Consider the following 17639-nt stretch of genomic DNA (forward strand, 5'->3'; position numbering starts at 1 on the left):
TCATCGTCGAGACCGAGCGGCGCGCGAAGCAACACTCCCAGGTGTTACGTCCGAGTGATCGATGCGCCGCCGTCGACCAGTGATGCGGTGCCGGTGACAAAGCTCGAATCGTCCGAGGCGAGGTAAAGGACAGAGCGGGCGAGCTCTTCCGGGGTCGCAACGCGCTTCAGCGCATGGAGATTGGTGATGAATACCTGCTTGTCGGCAGTGTCGTTCATCTCGCGGTACATCCCCGTGTCGACTGCTCCGGGCAGGATGGCGTTGACGCGGATATTCTGCGGGCCGAACTCGGCCGCTAACGCCTGCGTGAGGCCGATGAGGCCGGACTTGCTGGCGGCATAGGCGGCAACGCCCGGAAATGCAAAGCTGTGGCCGACAAAGGTGGAGGTGAAGATGACTGACCCGCTGCCATGCTTGACCATTTCGTCGATCTGGTGTTTGGCGCCAAGGAAGGACGCCGTAAGATTGATCGCGATCGCCTCGCTAAAGCCGGCCTCCGATACGCCGGTGCTCGGCCCCGCCTCGCCGAGAACACCGGCATTGTTGAAGGCGACATCGAGCTTGCCGAACCGCTCCACGGCCAGCGCGACCAACGCCTTATTATAGTCTTCCAAGCGCACGTCGCCCGCAAGCGCTACGGCCTTGCCGCCGTCGCTTTCGATCTCGGCCACCAGGGTATCGAGTTCGACCTGCCGGCGTGCCCCGACAATGACCTTTGCGCCCTCGGCGGCGAAGAGTTTCGCGGTTGCGCGGCCGATGCCAGCGCTTGCTCCGGTTATGACGGCGACTTTTCCAGATAGACGTCCCATTTCATTTTCCTTTTGGGAAGACGGGTGCGGACGATCCGCTGCCCTGTCGAATGACCAGAGAATGGTGCATCTCCGGCGTTCGGGTTAGTGTGCAAATCGAGGAACTGAAATCCGGAATCGCCGAACGATGATGAAGATCGAGGGAATAGCGGCTTTTGTGACCGTAGCCGAGGCGGGATCGATCAGCGAGGCTGCGCGGCGGTTGCGCTTATCGAAGTCGGTCGTCAGTGACCGCCTTGCGGAAATGGAAAGATCGCTCGGCGCGACACTTCTGCATCGGACGACTCGCAAACTGACATTGACGGAAGATGGCACCGCTTTCCTTGAGAGGGCAACGCGCATCGTCCGCGAGGTCGAGGATGCCGCCAGCGACATGGCCGAGCGTCGCGGTACGCTTGCTGGCCCCCTTCGCATCGCGGCGCCCGTCACCTTTGGACGCATGCATCTCGGCCCGGCGCTTTACCCTTTCCTTGCCGAGCATCCTGACATCGAACTCTCCCTCGATCTCGACGACCGTCGCGTCGACCCGGCATCGGACGGCTATGATGCGATTATCCGCCATGGGGCAATTGCCGACAGCCGCCTCGTCGCCTGGAAACTGGCGAAGAGCCGCCGCGTCCTGACTGCATCGCCGGACTATCTGGCGCGCAACGGAACGCCCAGTTCACTGGCTGAACTCGACGGCCATCGCGGCATCTTCTACACCAATCGCGGCGTGGCAGACTGGCGCTTCCAAGGACCCAACGGCGCGGTGCTTGTCCGCGCCAGGTTTGGGCTGAGGGTCAATAATGGTGACATGATCCGCGACGCTGCCACCGCCGGTCTCGGAATCGCGCTATTGCCCACCTTCATCGCCGGCCCGGCGGTCAGCGCCGGCACGCTCACGGCAATCGATGTCGGTTGTGCGCCCGACACAGAATTCATCTACATGGCGCATCCCGAAGGGCGACGCCCCTCGGCCAAGTTGCGGGCCGTCGCCGACCATCTGAAAAAGGCGTTCGGCGATCCACCCTATTGGGATCCATGATCAATCTCAATCGCTGGGAAGCACGCTTACGAGATTGTCGGTGACCGGCGCTCGCTGCGCTTTCAGGCTCGCGAGCGCCAGTCGCGCCACCACCGGCGGCCCTTCGATCGGACGGTAGGCGACGCCGTCGAGTTTGATCTGCGCAATCGACGCGGGCACGATAGAGACGCCGAGGCTGGCCGCGACGAGATTGACCACAGAGGGAATTTGCGGCGCCTCCTGGGCGACCACGAGCTCGAAGCCCGCATTTCGGCAGGCCGCCGCGATGTCGTCGTGGAGACTGAGGCCGACGACGCGTGGAAACAGGATAAACTGCTCCGCAGCGAGCGCCGAAAGCGGTACACGCGGAAGCTTTGCCAGCACGTGACCCGCCGGCAGGGCGACAAGCATCGGTTCGTCTGCGAGCCGCTTCAGCCTCACATCCCTCGGGTCTTCAAGACCTGGACGGATAAAGGCCGCGTCGATCTCGCCACGCATCAAACGCTCCATTAGCCCCTTGCTGTTCATTTCCGTCAAGGAAAGCCTCACCTCGGGCCAGCGGCTGCGATATTGCCGGATCGTCGCGCTGACGACGGTGTTGAAGGCGGCTGATGCAGTGAAGCCCAACGACAAGCGCCCCGTCTCGCCACGATTGGCGCGCTGCGCTGCAATCTTGGCTCGTTCGGCAGACGCGACCGAAGCTTTGGCTTCGGCAAGAAAGGCGGCCCCGGCCGCCGTCAGCTCGGCTCCGTGCGGCACCCGGTGGAAAAGCTTTGTTCCCACCTCGTCTTCGAGATCGCGGATCTGCTGGCTGAGCGGCGGCTGGCCGATCCCGATTTTTGCAGCCGCTCGAGTGAAATTGCCTTCCTCGGCGAGGGTGAGAAAATATCGCAAATGCCGCAGCTCCATCGTCATCTCCAAAAGCTATTGAAATCGCCTGTTTCATATATTGGACAAATGATGGCCGGTTGACTAGATCGGAGGGCAAGAAAGGTGTGTGCCCATGTCCATCGCAGTTCAACAGGTCGAAAACTCCGCTACCTTGCCACGCGCCGATCTCAGGCTCGTCGCCCCTGAGCCGCTTCAGGAGACCGCACAGTTCCTGACGCGCGGCACATCAGCCTATAAGCGCGCCAGCTTCGCGCTGTTCCTGTCCGGCTTCTCCACCTTCTCGCTTCTCTACTGCGTCCAGCCGCTTATGCCGATCTTTGCTCGGGATTTCGGGGTCAGCCCGGCGGCTAGCTCCCTGTCGCTGTCGTTGTCGACCGGGTTCCTGGCCTTTGCCATATTTTGTGCGGCCGCGGCCTCCGAAGGCTTCGGCCGGCGCAGCCTGATGTTCGTCTCGCTGATGGGTGCAGCCCTTTGCACCATCGCCTGTTCGCTCGTGCCGAGCTGGCATCAGTTATTGGTGATCCGCGCGCTTGAAGGGTTTCTGCTCGGCGGCGTCCCGGCGGTCGCGATGACCTATCTAGCGGAGGAGATCGATCCGCGCGGCCTCGGCGCTTCAATGGGGCTCTACATCGCCGGCAACGCGTTTGGCGGCATGGCCGGGCGCGTCGTCACCGGCGCCATTGCTGAATATCTCTCCTGGCGCCCGGCGCTTGCCGCGGTTGGCATTCTCGGCCTGCTGACGGCAATCGGCTTCATGCTGTTGCTGCCGCCGTCGCGCAATTTCGTGCCCCGCAAGGGCTTCAATGCCGGTTTCCATCTGAAGGCCTGGCTTGGACACATGGGAAACCCGGCCCTGCCTTTGCTCTTTGCCATCGGCTTTCTCGCCATGGGCTCCTTCGTCACCGTCTATAATTATGCCGGTTTCAGGCTGGTCGCAGAGCCCTTCAACCTCACGCAGACCGAACTCGGCCTGATCTTCACCGCCTATCTGTTCGGGATCGCGGCATCATGGGCAGCCGGCGGCCTCGGTGATCGCATCGGCCATTTCGTCGTCCTGCCGGCAAGTGTCCTAATCGCTACTGCAGGCGCCGCCGTCACGCTATCGTCTTCACTGCCGCTGATCATCCTCGGCATCGTCCTCGTGACGATCGGCTTCTTCGCCACCCACTCGGTTGCGAGCGCCCTTGTCGGAAGGCTCGCCCGCGATACAAAGGGCCACGCCTCGTCGCTCTATCTGCTCGCCTATTATCTCGGCTCCAGCATTGCCGGTTCGCTCGGCGGCTATTTCTGGCTCTCAGACGGTTGGTCTGCCGTGGTCGGTTTCATTCTCTTCCTGCTGGCGGGTTGTCTTGTGGCAGCCCTTTGCGTCGCGAGGCTCGCCAGCCGGTGAAGAGAGCGAAACGTCGAAGCCTCATCGAGGTCTCGACCAATATCACGCCGCGCGACTGGACTTCAGACGAGCGGTATTGCGCGCCTGAGCAGCCCTCAGCCCGCTCCACATATACCAGACGACAGCCGCAAGGATCAGCCCGCCGCCGAGGAGCGCGGCAGTGCCCGGATTTTCTCCGAAGACCAGCCATACCCATAGCGGACCGAGCACGATGTCGAGCAATCCGATAAGGCCGGCCTCGCCGGCGGGAATGTGCCTCCCACCGGTCATGAACAGCAGATAGGCGAGCCCCGATGTTGTCGACCCGAATACAGCCAGCACCATCAGTTCGGGCGGGCCGCCCGGGATCGTGTGCGACATCAGTGGCAGGCAGAGCAGCACGCAAAGGCCGGCGCCGATTGCGTTGACCGGCGCGAGCTTAAGCGCTGTGAACCGACGCGCCATGACGAGAAGGATGCTGAATGTAACCGTCATCAGGAGCGCGAGCGCACTGTCGACAAGATCCTGCGGCCGCGCCGCAAATCCGGCCACGATCAGCACGCCGACGAGGGCGATTGCGCTGGCGACGAGGACGCGGCGTTCGACCCGTTCCTTCATCCAGACAAATGCGATGCCGGCCGAGACGAAAGGCACTGTTGCGTAGATTGCCAGCACATTGGCGACGGTCGTCAGCTTCAGCGCGCCGATATAGCCGAACATGGAGATCGCGGCGACGAGACCGGAAAGCAGATGGAGCGGCATGGCCGTCGACGTGGTCGTCGGACGCATCTGGGCCGGGTAGAGCGTGATCAGCAAAAGCGTCGCGCCGCCAAAAGAGGAGCGCCAGCACAATACTGTCCACACATCGAGATCGAGCAATCCCAAAGCTGCGGTTGGACATTGGATCTCCCGTCAAGCCCGCGCCAAGCGCCTGAAATGACTTATGGATGCGTCAGAGGTGTTCAGGCATTCGGCGATCGCCGCGATCCGTATTGCCTTACACCTATCAAGTGTCCCGGGAAACGACAGTGCGCCGAGCGTCAACCGCTTTCGCAATCAGGCGGACCTCCGACACACTACGAGCGAGCCGCCCTGGTCGCGATCCAGATCATATGCCGGGCGCCGCCGCGCTTGCCGTTTGCCCGCACGCTGACCTCATCGGCGGCAAAGCCGGTTTCGCGGAGCCGCTTGGTGAACTTTGCATCCGGCCCAGACGACCAGACGGCGAGTACGCCGCCGGGACGAAGGGCATTCCACGAAGCCCGAAGGCCGGCAAGATCGTAAAGCCCGTCGTTTGCCTGGTGGGTGATACCATCGGGACCGTTATCGACGTCGAGCAGAATGGCATCGAATTCGCTCTTGCCGGCACGGATAAGCAACCCGACATCGCCCTCGTGAATGGTAACGCGCGGATCGTCGAGACTGTTCTCGAATACAGAGGCCATCGGACCGCGCGCCCAGGAGACGACGGCCGGCACAAGCTCGGCAACGGTGATCCTGCTGTCGGTGCCAAGCACGCCAAGCGCCGCCCGCAGGGTGAAGCCCATCCCAAGCCCGCCGATGAGGACATGCGGCTTCGGCCTGCCGCCGATCTTTTCGCAGGCAAGCGTCGCAAGCGCCTGCTCGGAGCCGCTTAGCCGGCTATTCATCAGCTCGTTGGTTCCGAGCATGATCGAGAACTCCTGGCCGCGCTGCTTGAGACGAAGGTCTCCGCCGCCATTCGGTATTTTCGCGGTGTCGAGCAGGGACCAGGGGATCACGGGCGTCTCTTCAAATCGTTCAGGAATTGCCCTGACCATACCCCGCCCGCACGGGCAAGAACAGCCGGATCAGCCGAGCTGGATGTAAGGCACTTCCTTTTTCTCGACTTCATCCAGCGCATCTTCATAGCCCGCATCGGCATAGCGCATCACGCCAAGCGCGGTGTCGTTGGTAAGCGCATGGTCGAGCCGCTCGTCGGCCGCTTCCGTGCCGTCGGCAATGACTGTGACGCCGCAGCTGGTCATGTAGCCGGCATAGCCGCCGCCGCCCGAATGGATGACGACGAGGTCGGCCATGGAAGAGCAGAGCATCATCGCGTCGATCAGCGGCCAGTCGGCAATGGCGTCCGAACCGTCCTTCATGCGCTCCGTCATGATGTTTGGATGCGCCATGGCGCCGGCGTCGAGATGGTCGCGCGAAAAGGCGACAGGCCCATTCAACTCGCCACTTGCCACCAGCTCATTGACGCGGCGGGCGAGCGACGTGCGCTCGCCATGTCCGAGCCAGGCGATGCGCGCCGGTAACCCTTCGAAAGGCACGTGCTCGCGGGCAAGCCGGATCCAGTTGGTAATGATCTTGTTGTCGGGAAACATTTCGAGCAGCAGATCGTCGATGCGGGCAATGTCGCTCTCCGCTCCCGATAACGCTATCCAGCGGAACGGGCCGATAGCGCGGGCAAATAGCGGCCGCAGATAAGCCTCGGTGAAGATCGGGATATCGAAGGCGTTCTCAACACCGCCTTCTCTGGCCTGCGTGCGGATCAGGTTGCCGTTGTCGAAGACTTCGGCGCCCTTTTTCTGAAAATCGAGCATCGCCTTGACGTGCTCGACGATCGAGGCGCGGCTTGCTGCCATCAGCTGGCCCTGGCCATCGTCGCGAAGGCCTTTCACCTGTTCGAGGCTCATGCCCTTCGGCACGTAGCCATAGACGAGGTCATGCGCCGAGGTCTGGTCGGTGACGACGTCGGGCACGATGCCGCGCCGGGCAATCTCGGGATAGATTTCCGCCGCATTGCCGACGAGGCCAACCGACAGCGCGCGTTTGTCCTTCACGGCCGCGTCGATCATCGCCAACGCCGCGTCGAGATCCGGCGCGATTTCCTGGAGATAGCCGATCTCCTGGCGCTTTCGCGCGCGCTCGGCGTCGATGTCGATACAAAGGATCGCGGCTCCTGCCATCCGACCTGCCAGCGGCTGCGCGCCGCCCATGCCGCCAAGTCCGGCGGTCAGCACGAAACGGCCATGCAGATCGCCGGCGAAGCGACGTTCGGCGATGCGCATGAAGATTTCATAGGTGCCCTGGATGACGCCCTGGCTGCCGATATATTGCCAGGCGCCGGCCGTCAGCCCGCCCCAGCAGATCAGGCCCTTGCGTTGCAGCTCGTAGAACACCTCGGCCTTTGCCCATTGCCCGACGATGTTGCAGTTCGCCATGATCACCAGCGGCGCTTTCGAATGTGTCTTCACCAGCCCGATCGGCTTGCCGGACTGGATCAGCAGGGTCTGGTCCTCGTCCATCTCGGTCAGCGCTTTGACGATCCCCTTATGCGCTGCCCAGTTGCGTGCCGCCTTGCCAAGAGCGGCGTAGACGATGAGATTGTCCGGATCCTCACCGACCGCCAGCACGTTTTCGAGCAGCCGCAGCAGCGCTTCCTGTCGCCAGCCCTTGGCCCTGAGCACCGGCCCGCCCGGAATCGGAAAATTCGGATGACGTGGATTGGCTTTCGGCATGGTCGTGATCCTTGTTCGTTCAATGTCCATAGGAGTGCGTGTCGGCTGCGAGGCGTATGCGGGTCGCCACCCCATTGATGGGGGCGGTCGCAGGGAAGCTGCGGGTGGGGGGTGACTGTTGGATGTCTCAAGGGATCGCCCCGCCCCGGCACTTGGTGCCGACCCTCCCAATCAAGGGGAGCGTGAACTAGAAAACATACTTCGCGATCTCGATGCCCATGGCCTTTTCGACCGAGGGATAGACACTCGGGTCGAGCACGCTGGCGGACAGCGGGATGATCTCCTTCGGCACGTGCAGGATCAGCACGTTCATGCCCTCATGCAGTTGCCCGACGCTGAGCGGCTCGCCTTCAGGCGATAGCGTGGTTATGACGGAAGGGAACGTCGCAACGCGCTTGCCGGAGGCGTCGTCCACCGCCATGTATTCGTTCATCACATGCATGGTCACGGCCTTCTCGCCGCTGCCGACTGAGATCGTGCCGATGTCGAAGGCTTCCTTGGTGTAGACCACGGCCTTCTTGGTGATGACGCCTTCGGCGAGAATATGGCCGCCGGTCGTCTTGCAGATCGCGTCGATGATCGCAGCGCTGCCCTTCTTCTCCGCGGCAATGATCGCCTCGCCGAGCGCAAGCGCCATTGAGATGCCGCCGAGGGCTGCATGCGTGCGCACATAGGAGGCCCGAAGCGGATTGCGGCAGCTGGCGATGAAGCCGCCTGACTGATCGGATGCCGCCCGCAGGATCGGCGAGATCTTTGCCGTGGCGCCTTTCACAACGAGTTCGATGTAGCGGTTTTCCGCCCGGTTGCCGCCGACGGCGGTCTGGATCATTTGCTCCGGTGAGCCGGCCATGCCGATCGAGCCCATGTCGCCGGTCGGATGCGCGCGGATATCGCCGACCGCATCGACCACCTTGGTGCCGAGGATCGCAGACGGAAGCCAGCCGTTGAGCGTCGAGGAACGGCCGTTCTGGCCGATGATTAGCCCGGCAAGCTTCTCGCCAAGCTCTTCCTGCAACAGCTGAACGGCCTTGACGTAGTCGATGCCTTGCATCTCCCAGGGCGTCGTCGAGGCAGGCGCGCCGATGGCTGCCGCGGTCGCGATCCAGTCCCGGCCGTCGAGCTCTTCGATTGAGACGAGCTCCGGCTTGCCGACATTGACTGCGGCATAGCCGAGCATGCGGCCATGGTCTGCCCATCCGCCGCCGCCTGCAGCATAGACCGAGCCGCCCTTGACGGCTGCCTCGACGTCTTTCTCAACGAGTATTCGTCCCATTCGGCTTCTCCTGGCTTATCGTCTGAAGTGACTTATCCATGTCGCAGACCGCCGCAAAGAGCACGGCTGCCCCGAGCGCGATATCGTCGTTCTCAGCCCATTCGTCGGCGGAGTGGCTGCGGCCTTCCTTGCAGGGCACGAAGATCATTGCCGCCGGTGCCACCTTGGCGATCCACGCCGTGTCGTGGCCGGCGCCTGACGCCATGCGCCGATGGCGGGCACCGACGGTGTCGCAGGCGCGTTCTAGCGTTTCGAGCAGGCCAGCATCGCCGGGCGTCGGAAGGTTGTCGGAGACACGGAGCGGCGGCTTGATCGAGACGCCATGGGTTGCAGCCAGTTTGATGACATGGGCATCCAGCCAGACGCAGAATTCCTCCATGTCGCGACGATTTTCAGCGCGCCCGTCGATAAGCAGCACCGCCTTCGACGGTACGACATTGGCCGCGTTCGGCTCGATCCGGAATTCGCCGACGGTCGCGGCGAAATGGCCTGACGCCTTGGCGCGCTCCGCCGCCGCGTTGCGGATATCGAGCACAAGCTGCGACGCTGCCACCAGCGCATCGGCGCGCCTGTCCATCGGCGTGGTGCCCGCATGGTCGGCGCGGCCTTCGACGGTGGTTTCGATGCGGGTGATGCCGGCGATCGCCGTCACGATGCCGATGTCCTTGCTTTCGGCTTCGAGCACCGGACCCTGCTCGATATGAAGTTCGAGGAAGCCGGCGATATCGGGCCGCCGTTGCGACATCAATATCGACGGATCGCCACCGACGTCCAGAATGCCCTTGGCAAGGTCGCGGCCATCGGTCACCCGTGAAAGCCACGCCTGCGGCAGCTGACCGGTCATGCCCCGGGAGCCGATGCAGGAGACGCCGAATATGCTGACTTCCTCGGCAAGGAAATCGACGATCTCGAGATCATGATCGAGTTGAATATTGTGGTCCGAAAGCGCCCGGGCGACCTCGAGCGCCGCCACGACACCGGCGATGCCGTCGAAGCGGCCGCCCTCTGGAACGGTATCGGAATGCGAGCCGACCATGATCGTTCCGAGGCCCGGCCTGATGCCTGCTCGCTTGCCGATGAGGTTGCCGCCGGCATCGATGCGTGTCCCAAGACCCGCGTCCCGCATGCGGGCTTCGATGTAAGCGCGTCCCTCAAGGAACAGCGGCGAAAAGGCCCGCCGTGTCCAGGGGTGACCGGGCTCGGTAGTGCCGGCAAGCGCGTCGATATCCCAGGCGATGCGGTCGGTGTTGACGGGAAGATTGCGGCTCATGCGACCTCTCCGGCAATGATCCTTCTCGAAAGCGGCCGCACGAACTTTCCGGTGCCCGGTTCGGAAAGGACCTTCGTGCCGTCGAAGGCGCGGGCGCCGCGCAGATAGGTGGCGGAAACCTTGTAGGGTAGGCGTATCCCCTGATACGGGCTCCAGCCGACGACGTTGTTGCCGCTGGCTGCGGCGTCGTAGACGGTCTCTTCCGGCGTCAACACGACAATGTCGGCATCCTTGGCGATCTCGAGCGCGCCTTTGCAATGGTCGAGCCGGAAATGCTTAGCCGGGTTCTGCGCCATCAGCTTTGCAGCCCAGGTCAGCGGTATGCCCCGCTCGATCGCGCCCTTGACGAAAAGCGGCACCATGACTTCAAGACCCGGAACGCCTGATGCATTGGCCAGCATGTCGGGGTTGGTCTTACGGTTTTCGGACCAGCTGACATGGTCGGTCGAGACGAGCCAGACATTGCCCTCGGCGACCTTGCGCCAGAGGGTTTCGACCTCGGCGCGGGGACGGATCGGAGGATTGATCTTCGCCTTGCCTCCGAGCCTCCTCACGTCGTTTTCCTCATCGAGCGTGAGATAGTGAATACAGCATTCCACCGTCGCCTCGAACCCGTCGCGGCGGTAGGCGCGGGCGATGTCGTAGCCGCGACCGAGCGAGCAATGCACCACATGCGCCGGACAACCGGTTTCGGCCCCGGTCTCAAAAATCGTGTGCATGGCGAGCAGTTCGGTGATCGGCGGCCGTGAAAGGCCATGCGCGCGCCAGTCGGTAATGCCGCTCGCTTTCGTGGCCTCAATATAGCTACGGACTGCCTCGTCATCCTCGTTGTGGACGCCGGCGGTCAGCCCCGTCGGCGCGATTGCCTCAAAACAGGCATCGAGCAAGGCGGGAGGAATACGCGGAAAACGCTTGGGATCGGTTCCGAAGGTGGAGAATTTGAACGCGGCAACCCCGGCATCCACCATTTCGCGGATGCGCTTGGACCCTTCCTCGGGGTTTACGGTGCCATAGAGCGCGAAATCGACCCGGGCCTGCCGGCTGGCATGATCGACCTTGCGCCTGACGGCTTCGGCAGAACAGACGAGATTGCCCTCATCATAGGGCATGTCGACGATGGTTGTGACGCCGCCGGCCGCCGCCGACCGCGTCGACCAGATGAAATCTTCCTGGTCCTTCTGCGACAGGGAATGCACCTGCGCGTCGATCGCGCCCGGCAGGATCAGCGCCTTACCGAGCAGGTGCCGCTCACGCGCCGCCGGCGGAACGCCGATACCGATCTCGGCGATCTTCCCGCCCAGAACGGCAACATAGCCCGCTTCCACAATGCGGTCTGGCAGCACGACCGTGCCCTGCAGAACGAGATCGAAATCAGCCATGTCCCAACCCTTCCTCTTTGAATTTTCCTCAGCGTCAGGCCCGCATCGGCTCGTGGCTGACGCGTTCCTCGATCCGCTCCAGTGTTCCGAGCGCGAAGAAATCATCGAAAGAGGCGATCGGAACCTCCGAAATCATCGACGTGATGAAAGCGTCGGAGGCCATCTCCTCCTCGATCGCCTCGACTTCGGCCGAAAGCGGGCGATCCACCGTGTAGAAGGCGGCATGTTTGCGCACGACGTCATAGACCATCCGCGCGACGCCGCCCGGCTGATCGCCGTTGATGTCGATCGCCTGCGCTGCCAAAAGCGCCTCGAGTGCGGCAAGCCGCTTTAGCGCCCGCATCTGCCTTTCGAAGCGTTCGATGACCAGTGGCAGAAACGCTGCCTCGTCTTCCATGCCAGCTGCAACCACCATCGACTGCGCTGATACGGGATTGGACATCGAAAGAACGCGCGAGAAAATCTCGCCGGCAAGCTTGATGACCGGACCGAAGCCAGTGGCAATCCGGCCCTCCGGCACGAGATTGACCGGCAGGCCGCGTCGCTGGCCATTACCAAGGATGACGCAGCGATTGAAGGCATTGCGCGCCGCATGGGCCATGCAGATCGCCGCCGATTCCAGAAGGATCGTCACGTCGAGCGGCAATGAACCGCCCGATGTCATCACCCGGCCCTCGACCACGACGGGATTGTCGTCGGAGCGACCGGTGGCGGCGAGAATCTTGTGGCCCGTCGACAGAAGGTTCTCGATCACCGCGCCGAACACCTGCGCAACCATGCGCAAGCTCAGCGGGTCCTGGACATGCGTCGCGACCGGCCACTGCCATTCGTCTGAGGCGTTGCAGAGCCAGGCGCCGATCAGCGCCTCGCGTGCCGTACCCACGTGGCGGACGGATCGCCAGGGATCGCGCGATGCGCCGAGCGCCCCGCAGGCCATCATGCCGGTGGCAAGCAGAACGCGAATGGAAGCGGCAGCGTTGCGGGTCGCGTCGGCCGCCGCGGCAAAGCTCACGGCATTGACGCTGAGCGAGGCAAGGCTGTCGCGGGGTGCCATCTTGGTCGGCTGGATGCCCGCGGCGGCAAAGGCATCCGCCGCCTGCATCCGCCGGCCCTTGTGAACGGCCTCTCCGACGCCGGTCAAGACCGCGCCGATCTGTCCCATGAGGCCGATGTCGGCGCAGCCGATCGAGCCAGTGCGGCGAACGACGGGAATGACATCGGCTTCAAGCAGCTTCAGATAGGCGTCGATGAGTTCCGGCGTGCAGCCGACCTGGCCGGTGAGGGCCGTGTTGACGCGGATGCCGATCGCATTGCGCACGATCGACATGGAAAAAGGCGATCCCGTGCCGAAATGGTGGGCGCGCACTAGACCCAGATTGAAGGTATCGAGATCTTCCGGCGACCATTCGACGTCCTTCATCGCGCCAACGCCCGTGGTCGCTCCGTAGACCGGGGTGCCGGATGCGATGGCGTCCTCGACAACGGCGCGGGCAGTCACGATGCGTGCCATGCCGCTTTCCGATGCCGTCGGCGCGATGCCCGAGCCGATGCGAACCAGATCTGCAAAAGTTAGAGGCTGGCCGGTGAGTTCGATACCGGCCGAATGACGATCCATATGCAAAATCTCCTTTGGTACGAGACTATGCGACGTCGAGAGATAGAGGGATATCCCAAATGTCGAACACAGGATGTTTTTGCAGCGCCGCCAGCGGTTTGCGAGGCGACGCGCAGTCGGTTCAGGTAAGCCGCCAGGCAATATAGAGGAGCGTGAGGGCTATGAGCCACAAGGCGATACGACCCGAGCGGCTGTGGCGTGCCTCGGATTTGCCGATGGCCTCCGCCGTCTGCGGATCGAAGCGCAGACCGTTCTCGCTCATTTGCAGCAATTCGTGGTGGAATTTCTCGGTCTTCGCGGCAATCTCGGGAACTGCCTCTGCCAGCTTCACCGCCGCCTTCACCGCGTCCCTGAGGTCGGTGACGATGCGCTTCGGCCCGAGATTGTTGCGTATCCACTCCCCGACGACCGGCTCCGAAGCCTTCCACATGTTGAAGCGGGGGTTGAGCATGCGCGCCACGCCCTCGACGACGACCATGGTTTTCTGAAGCATCACGAGCTCGGGCCGCGTCTCCATGTCGAACAGTTCGGTCACCTCGAACAGGAGTGTCAGCAGCTTGCCCATCGAGATGGTTTCCGCCGGCTGCCCGTGGATCGGTTCACCGATGGCGCGGATCGCCTGCGCAAAGCTCTCAGTGTTGTGGTGCGCCGGCACATAGCCTGCCTCGAAGTGCACTTCGGCGACGTGAAGATAATCACGGGTGATGAAGCCGTAGAGGATTTCAGCAAGGAAGCGCCGTTCCTTTTTGCCGAGCCTGCCGACGATGCCCATGTCGACGGCGACGATCATGCCATCGGCAGCAACGAAAAGATTACCGGGATGCATGTCGGCGTGAAAGAAGCCGTCGCGCAGCGTGTGTCTGAGGAAAGACTGGATCAGCAGATCAGCAAGCTTGTTGAGGTCGTGACCCGCGGCTCTGAGCGCATCGACATCCGACATCTTGACGCCGTCGATCCACTCCATGGTGATGACGTCACGGCCCGTACGCTCCCAGTCGACCTTGGGTACCCGGAAGCCGGCATCCTTCTCGGTATTCTCGGCGATTTCGGATAGCGCCGCTGCTTCGAGCCTGAGGTCCATCTCGACCTTGGTCGTTTGCTCAAGCGACCGGGTCACTTCGACGGGGCGCAGCCGTCGGCTGGACGGCATGAAGCGTTCCTGCAGTCGGGCGACGAGGTACATCGCTTCGATATCATTGGCAAAGCGCTGGCGAACGCCTGGTCTCACAACCTTTACAGCAACTTTCTTGCGACCTTGCAGGGTGTCGACCTCGGCTGGATGCACCTGGGCGATGGACGCAGCGGCGATCGGATCGCCGAAGCTTGAATACAGCTCTTCGGTCGGGCGTCCGAGCGAGCTTTGAATGTTCGCCTTCGCGGCTGCGGTTGGGAAAAAGGCCATGCTGTCCTGAAGCTGGGACAGGTCGTTGGCGAAATCGACGCCGACGACATCGGGTCGGGTTGCAAGGAACTGGCCGATCTTGACGTAGGATGGCCCGAGCCTCTCGACCGCCTTCGACAGGCGATAGCTGCGCGTGTGTCCCTTGGCTTTCCTGCGCGCAAAGATGCTGACCACGGACTTCGCAAGGCTGACGGAAGGTGGCAGACCTTCCGACGGAAGCGCAAGGACGACGCCCTCGCGCACCAAAACCCAGCCGACCCTGATCAAGCCGAAATATGCTCCGAAAGCGCTCATGATCTTCTAACGTTTCGCATGAGCCTATCGGAAAGCTGCTTCACACTTCTTGGCATCATCCGTCAGAGCTTCCAGCCGGAATGGAGCGCTGCGATGCCGCCGGTGTAGTTGGTGTAGGCCACGCGCGAAAAACCCGCCTGACGGATCATCTCCGCAAAGTCATGTTGGTTGGGGAATTTGCGGATCGATTCCACCAGATATTGGTAGGGCTCGCTTTCGCCGGTGATCGCCTTGCCGAAGCGCGGGATCGCATTGAACGACCAGGCATCGTAGACCCGGTCGAGCAACGGCAGGTCGACCTCGGAAAATTCGAGAACCAGCAATCGTCCGCCGCGCTTCAGGACCCGGTGAGCCTCTTTCAGTGCGACGTCGATGCGCGGAACGTTGCGAATGCCGAAGGCGATCGTGTAGGCGTCGAAAGAATTGGCCTCGAAAGGCAGCTCTTCGGCATTAGCCTCGACGAAGGTGAGGTTGTCGGAAAGTTTCTTTTTTGCCGCCCGCTCGCTGCCGACGGCAAGCATCGAACCGTTGATGTCGAGCACCGTCGCATGTGCCAGCCGGTTCGACGCCTCGACGATGCGGAACGCGATGTCGCCCGTACCGCCGGCAACATCCAGAACCTTGTAGGCCGGATCCTTGCGCGGATTGAGGGTGGAGATCATCGCATCTTTCCAGACGCGGTGCAGCCCCATGGACATAACGTCATTCATCACGTCGTAGCGCTTTGCGACCTTGTGGAAGACATCGTTGACGAGACCCTGCTTCTCGCCATCCGCCACTTCGCGGAACCCATAGGATGTCTCCATGCCGCCATCGGCGGAGGTGCGGCTTTTGGCCATCGCGTCTACTCCATGACTTAAATCGCGGCAGGCCATAGCGAAATCGCCCGCGTCACGCTATCTCAAGTGCCGGACCGCGGCACCTTGGCGTTGGTTTAGATCATGACGGCGTTAAATTAAAGCGCATCTTGATCACCGGCATCGCCGCAGGCGTCGAAACACTGAGATGGATTACCATGCCGGAATTACCAGAGGTCGAAACCGTCAGGCGCGGGCTTGCACCATCGATGGAGGGTGCGCGTCTAACCGCACTTGAGCTGCGCCGCGGTGACCTTCGTTTTCCCTTTCCGCCAGAATTTTCCAGTCTCGTCGCCGGGCGGCGGATCATTGCGCTGTCGCGTCGCGCCAAATACCTACTGATCGATCTCGACGACGGCATGACAATGATCGCTCATCTCGGCATGTCCGGTTCGTTTCGCGTCGAGACCGAAGAGGCGGCGGATATCCCGGGCGATTTCCACCACCCTCGATCGAAGGACGAGAAGCACGATCACGTCATTTTTCATCTGGAAGACGAAGCAGGCCGCAGGAGAGTGATCTACAATGATCCCCGCCGCTTCGGATTCATGGACATCGTCGAGCGCGCCGACCTGCCGCTCCATCCCTATTTTCGCGAGCTGGGACCGGAGCCGACCGGCAATGCGCTGAGCAGCATTTATCTGGCCACGCGCTTCGACCGCAAGGCGCAGCCGTTGAAGAGCGCGCTTCTCGACCAGAAGAACATTGCCGGTCTTGGCAATATATATGTCTGCGAGGCGATGTGGCGGTCTCATCTGTCGCCGCTGCGCTCCGCCGGGTCTCTCGTGGAGGAGGACGGCGGGCCGGGCGAACAGCTCGATTTTCTCGTTCAATCGATCCGCGACGTCATTGCCGATGCGATTGCTGCCGGCGGCTCATCATTGCGCGATCATATTCAGACGGACGGCTCACTCGGTTATTTCCAGCATTCCTTTTCTGTCTATGACCGCGAGGACGACCCTTGCCGCACGCTTGGCTGCGGCGGTACCGTCGAGCGCACCGTGCAGGCTGGGCGTTCGACCTTCTATTGCCGCACATGCCAGATTTAAATAGCTTCCAGTCAGCATAGGAGGACATGCCGTGGACTATCAAACCCTGATTCTGGAAACACATGGCGCCGTTGGCCTCGTCCGGCTCAATCGGCCGCAGGCGCTCAACGCGCTGAATTCCGCCATGCTCCTGGAATTGAAGCGCGCCTATGCGGCATTTCACGAGGATGATGCGATCGGTGCGATCGTGCTTACTGGGTCAGACAAAGCCTTTGCCGCGGGTGCCGACATCAAGGAAATGCAACCGCTTACCTTTGCCGAAGTCTATCAGGGCGATTTCATCAGCGGTTGGGACGAGATTGCCAAGGCTCGCAAGCCGGTGATTGCGGCCGTCAGTGGATTTGCGCTCGGCGGCGGCTGCGAGCTGGCGATGATGTGCGATTTCATCATCGCCTCCGACACCGCGAAGTTCGGCCAGCCGGAAATTACCCTCGGCGTCATTCCCGGCATGGGAGGATCGCAGCGGCTAACGCGCGCCGTCGGCAAGGCCAAGGCCATGGACATGGTGTTGACGGGCCGCATGATGGACGCCGTCGAGGCCGAGCGTGCGGGCCTGGTGTCGCGTATCGTGCCGGCGGACAAGCTTCTCGACGAGGCCTTGGGGGCGGCGGCAAGGATTGCCTCTCTGTCGCGCCCCTCGGTCCTGATGGCGAAGGAAGCGGTGAACCGGGCTCTGGAGTCGACGTTGGAGGAGGGGCTGCGCTTTGAGCGTCGGCTGTTTCACAGCCTGTTTGCCACCGACGACCAGAAAGAGGGCATGGCTGCATTCATCGAGAAGCGTAAACCGCAGTTCAAGAACCGGTGACGCAGATCGGCAGAGGCGCGGCCCGGTGGAAAAGACCGTCCGGCCGCGGCGTTTTTGCTGAAATGCGCGTTGACGACACGGCGCTTTAAGGCTATATGCCCGCCACAGTTTGGAAAGCCGATCCGGTTT

The 17639-nt window shown here is 62.3% G+C and carries 15 protein-coding genes; 4 read left to right on the top strand and 11 right to left on the bottom strand.

The annotated features are described in order from the left end of the window. Positions 1-44: 44 nt before the first annotated feature. The gene (locus AB4Z52_RS09395) at positions 45-809 is read right to left on the bottom strand and encodes an SDR family oxidoreductase (RefSeq protein WP_442217642.1); all 765 of its coding nucleotides are present in this window, start codon (positions 807-809) and stop codon (positions 45-47) included. A 127-nt stretch (positions 810-936) separates the two neighbouring features. Between AB4Z52_RS09395 and AB4Z52_RS09400 the strand changes: the two genes are divergently transcribed. Further along, a complete protein-coding gene (locus AB4Z52_RS09400; protein ID WP_442217643.1) occupies positions 937-1836 on the top strand; it encodes a LysR family transcriptional regulator in 900 nt (299 codons plus the stop codon). A 6-nt stretch (positions 1837-1842) separates the two neighbouring features. Here the strand turns inward: AB4Z52_RS09400 and AB4Z52_RS09405 are convergent, their stop codons facing one another. After that, entirely contained in the window at positions 1843-2724 is an 882-nt protein-coding gene (locus tag AB4Z52_RS09405; protein WP_442217644.1) for a LysR family transcriptional regulator, read from the bottom strand. A 94-nt stretch (positions 2725-2818) separates the two neighbouring features. Between AB4Z52_RS09405 and AB4Z52_RS09410 the strand changes: the two genes are divergently transcribed. Continuing rightward, positions 2819-4096 (top strand): MFS transporter, encoded by a 1278-nt coding sequence (locus tag AB4Z52_RS09410; protein WP_442217645.1) that lies wholly within the window; start codon positions 2819-2821, stop codon positions 4094-4096. A gap of 42 nt (positions 4097-4138) precedes the next feature. Here the strand turns inward: AB4Z52_RS09410 and AB4Z52_RS09415 are convergent, their stop codons facing one another. The 9 genes from AB4Z52_RS09415 to ubiE all read right to left on the bottom strand — a co-directional run bounded on the left by AB4Z52_RS09415 (position 4139) and on the right by ubiE (position 15638). Further along, the gene (locus AB4Z52_RS09415; RefSeq protein WP_442217646.1) at positions 4139-4954 is read right to left on the bottom strand and encodes a DMT family transporter; all 816 of its coding nucleotides are present in this window, start codon (positions 4952-4954) and stop codon (positions 4139-4141) included. A 197-nt stretch (positions 4955-5151) separates the two neighbouring features. Then, a complete protein-coding gene (locus tag AB4Z52_RS09420; protein WP_442217647.1) occupies positions 5152-5835 on the bottom strand; it encodes a spermidine synthase in 684 nt (227 codons plus the stop codon). A gap of 69 nt (positions 5836-5904) precedes the next feature. Then, the gene (locus AB4Z52_RS09425; protein WP_442217648.1) at positions 5905-7566 is read right to left on the bottom strand and encodes a urocanate hydratase; all 1662 of its coding nucleotides are present in this window, start codon (positions 7564-7566) and stop codon (positions 5905-5907) included. 187 nt (positions 7567-7753) lie between these two features. After that, the gene (locus tag AB4Z52_RS09430; RefSeq protein WP_442217649.1) at positions 7754-8839 is read right to left on the bottom strand and encodes a DUF917 domain-containing protein; all 1086 of its coding nucleotides are present in this window, start codon (positions 8837-8839) and stop codon (positions 7754-7756) included. Beyond that, positions 8820-10109 carry a Zn-dependent hydrolase gene (locus AB4Z52_RS09435; protein ID WP_442217650.1) on the bottom strand — a complete coding sequence of 430 codons (1290 nt, stop codon included), beginning with the start codon at positions 10107-10109 and terminating at the stop codon, positions 8820-8822. The genes AB4Z52_RS09430 and AB4Z52_RS09435 overlap by 20 nt, the downstream gene beginning before the upstream one ends. Next, complete coding sequence (locus AB4Z52_RS09440; protein WP_442217651.1) at positions 10106-11488, bottom strand: dihydroorotase; 1383 nt, start codon at positions 11486-11488, stop codon at positions 10106-10108. The genes AB4Z52_RS09435 and AB4Z52_RS09440 overlap by 4 nt, the downstream gene beginning before the upstream one ends. A gap of 34 nt (positions 11489-11522) precedes the next feature. Next, on the bottom strand, positions 11523-13103 hold the full coding sequence (locus AB4Z52_RS09445) for an aromatic amino acid lyase (RefSeq protein WP_442217652.1): 1581 nt from the start codon (positions 13101-13103) through the stop codon (positions 11523-11525). Between the two features lie 121 nt (positions 13104-13224). Continuing rightward, entirely contained in the window at positions 13225-14799 is a 1575-nt protein-coding gene (gene ubiB, locus AB4Z52_RS09450; RefSeq protein WP_442217653.1) for a 2-polyprenylphenol 6-hydroxylase, read from the bottom strand. Between the two features lie 62 nt (positions 14800-14861). Continuing rightward, positions 14862-15638, bottom strand: coding sequence for a bifunctional demethylmenaquinone methyltransferase/2-methoxy-6-polyprenyl-1,4-benzoquinol methylase UbiE (ubiE, locus tag AB4Z52_RS09455; protein ID WP_442217654.1), 777 nt, complete (start codon positions 15636-15638; stop codon positions 14862-14864). Between the two features lie 176 nt (positions 15639-15814). Here ubiE and mutM point away from each other — a divergent pair, with 176 nt between their 5' ends. After that, positions 15815-16705, top strand: a complete 891-nt coding sequence (gene mutM, locus AB4Z52_RS09460; RefSeq protein WP_442217655.1) for a bifunctional DNA-formamidopyrimidine glycosylase/DNA-(apurinic or apyrimidinic site) lyase — start codon at positions 15815-15817, stop codon at positions 16703-16705. A gap of 31 nt (positions 16706-16736) precedes the next feature. After that, entirely contained in the window at positions 16737-17510 is a 774-nt protein-coding gene (locus AB4Z52_RS09465; protein ID WP_442217656.1) for an enoyl-CoA hydratase, read from the top strand. Positions 17511-17639 lie beyond the last annotated feature (129 nt).

The organism is Rhizobium sp. 2YAF20 (assembly GCF_052114685.1).
In the GTDB taxonomy this organism is placed as follows: domain Bacteria; phylum Pseudomonadota; class Alphaproteobacteria; order Rhizobiales; family Rhizobiaceae; genus Rhizobium.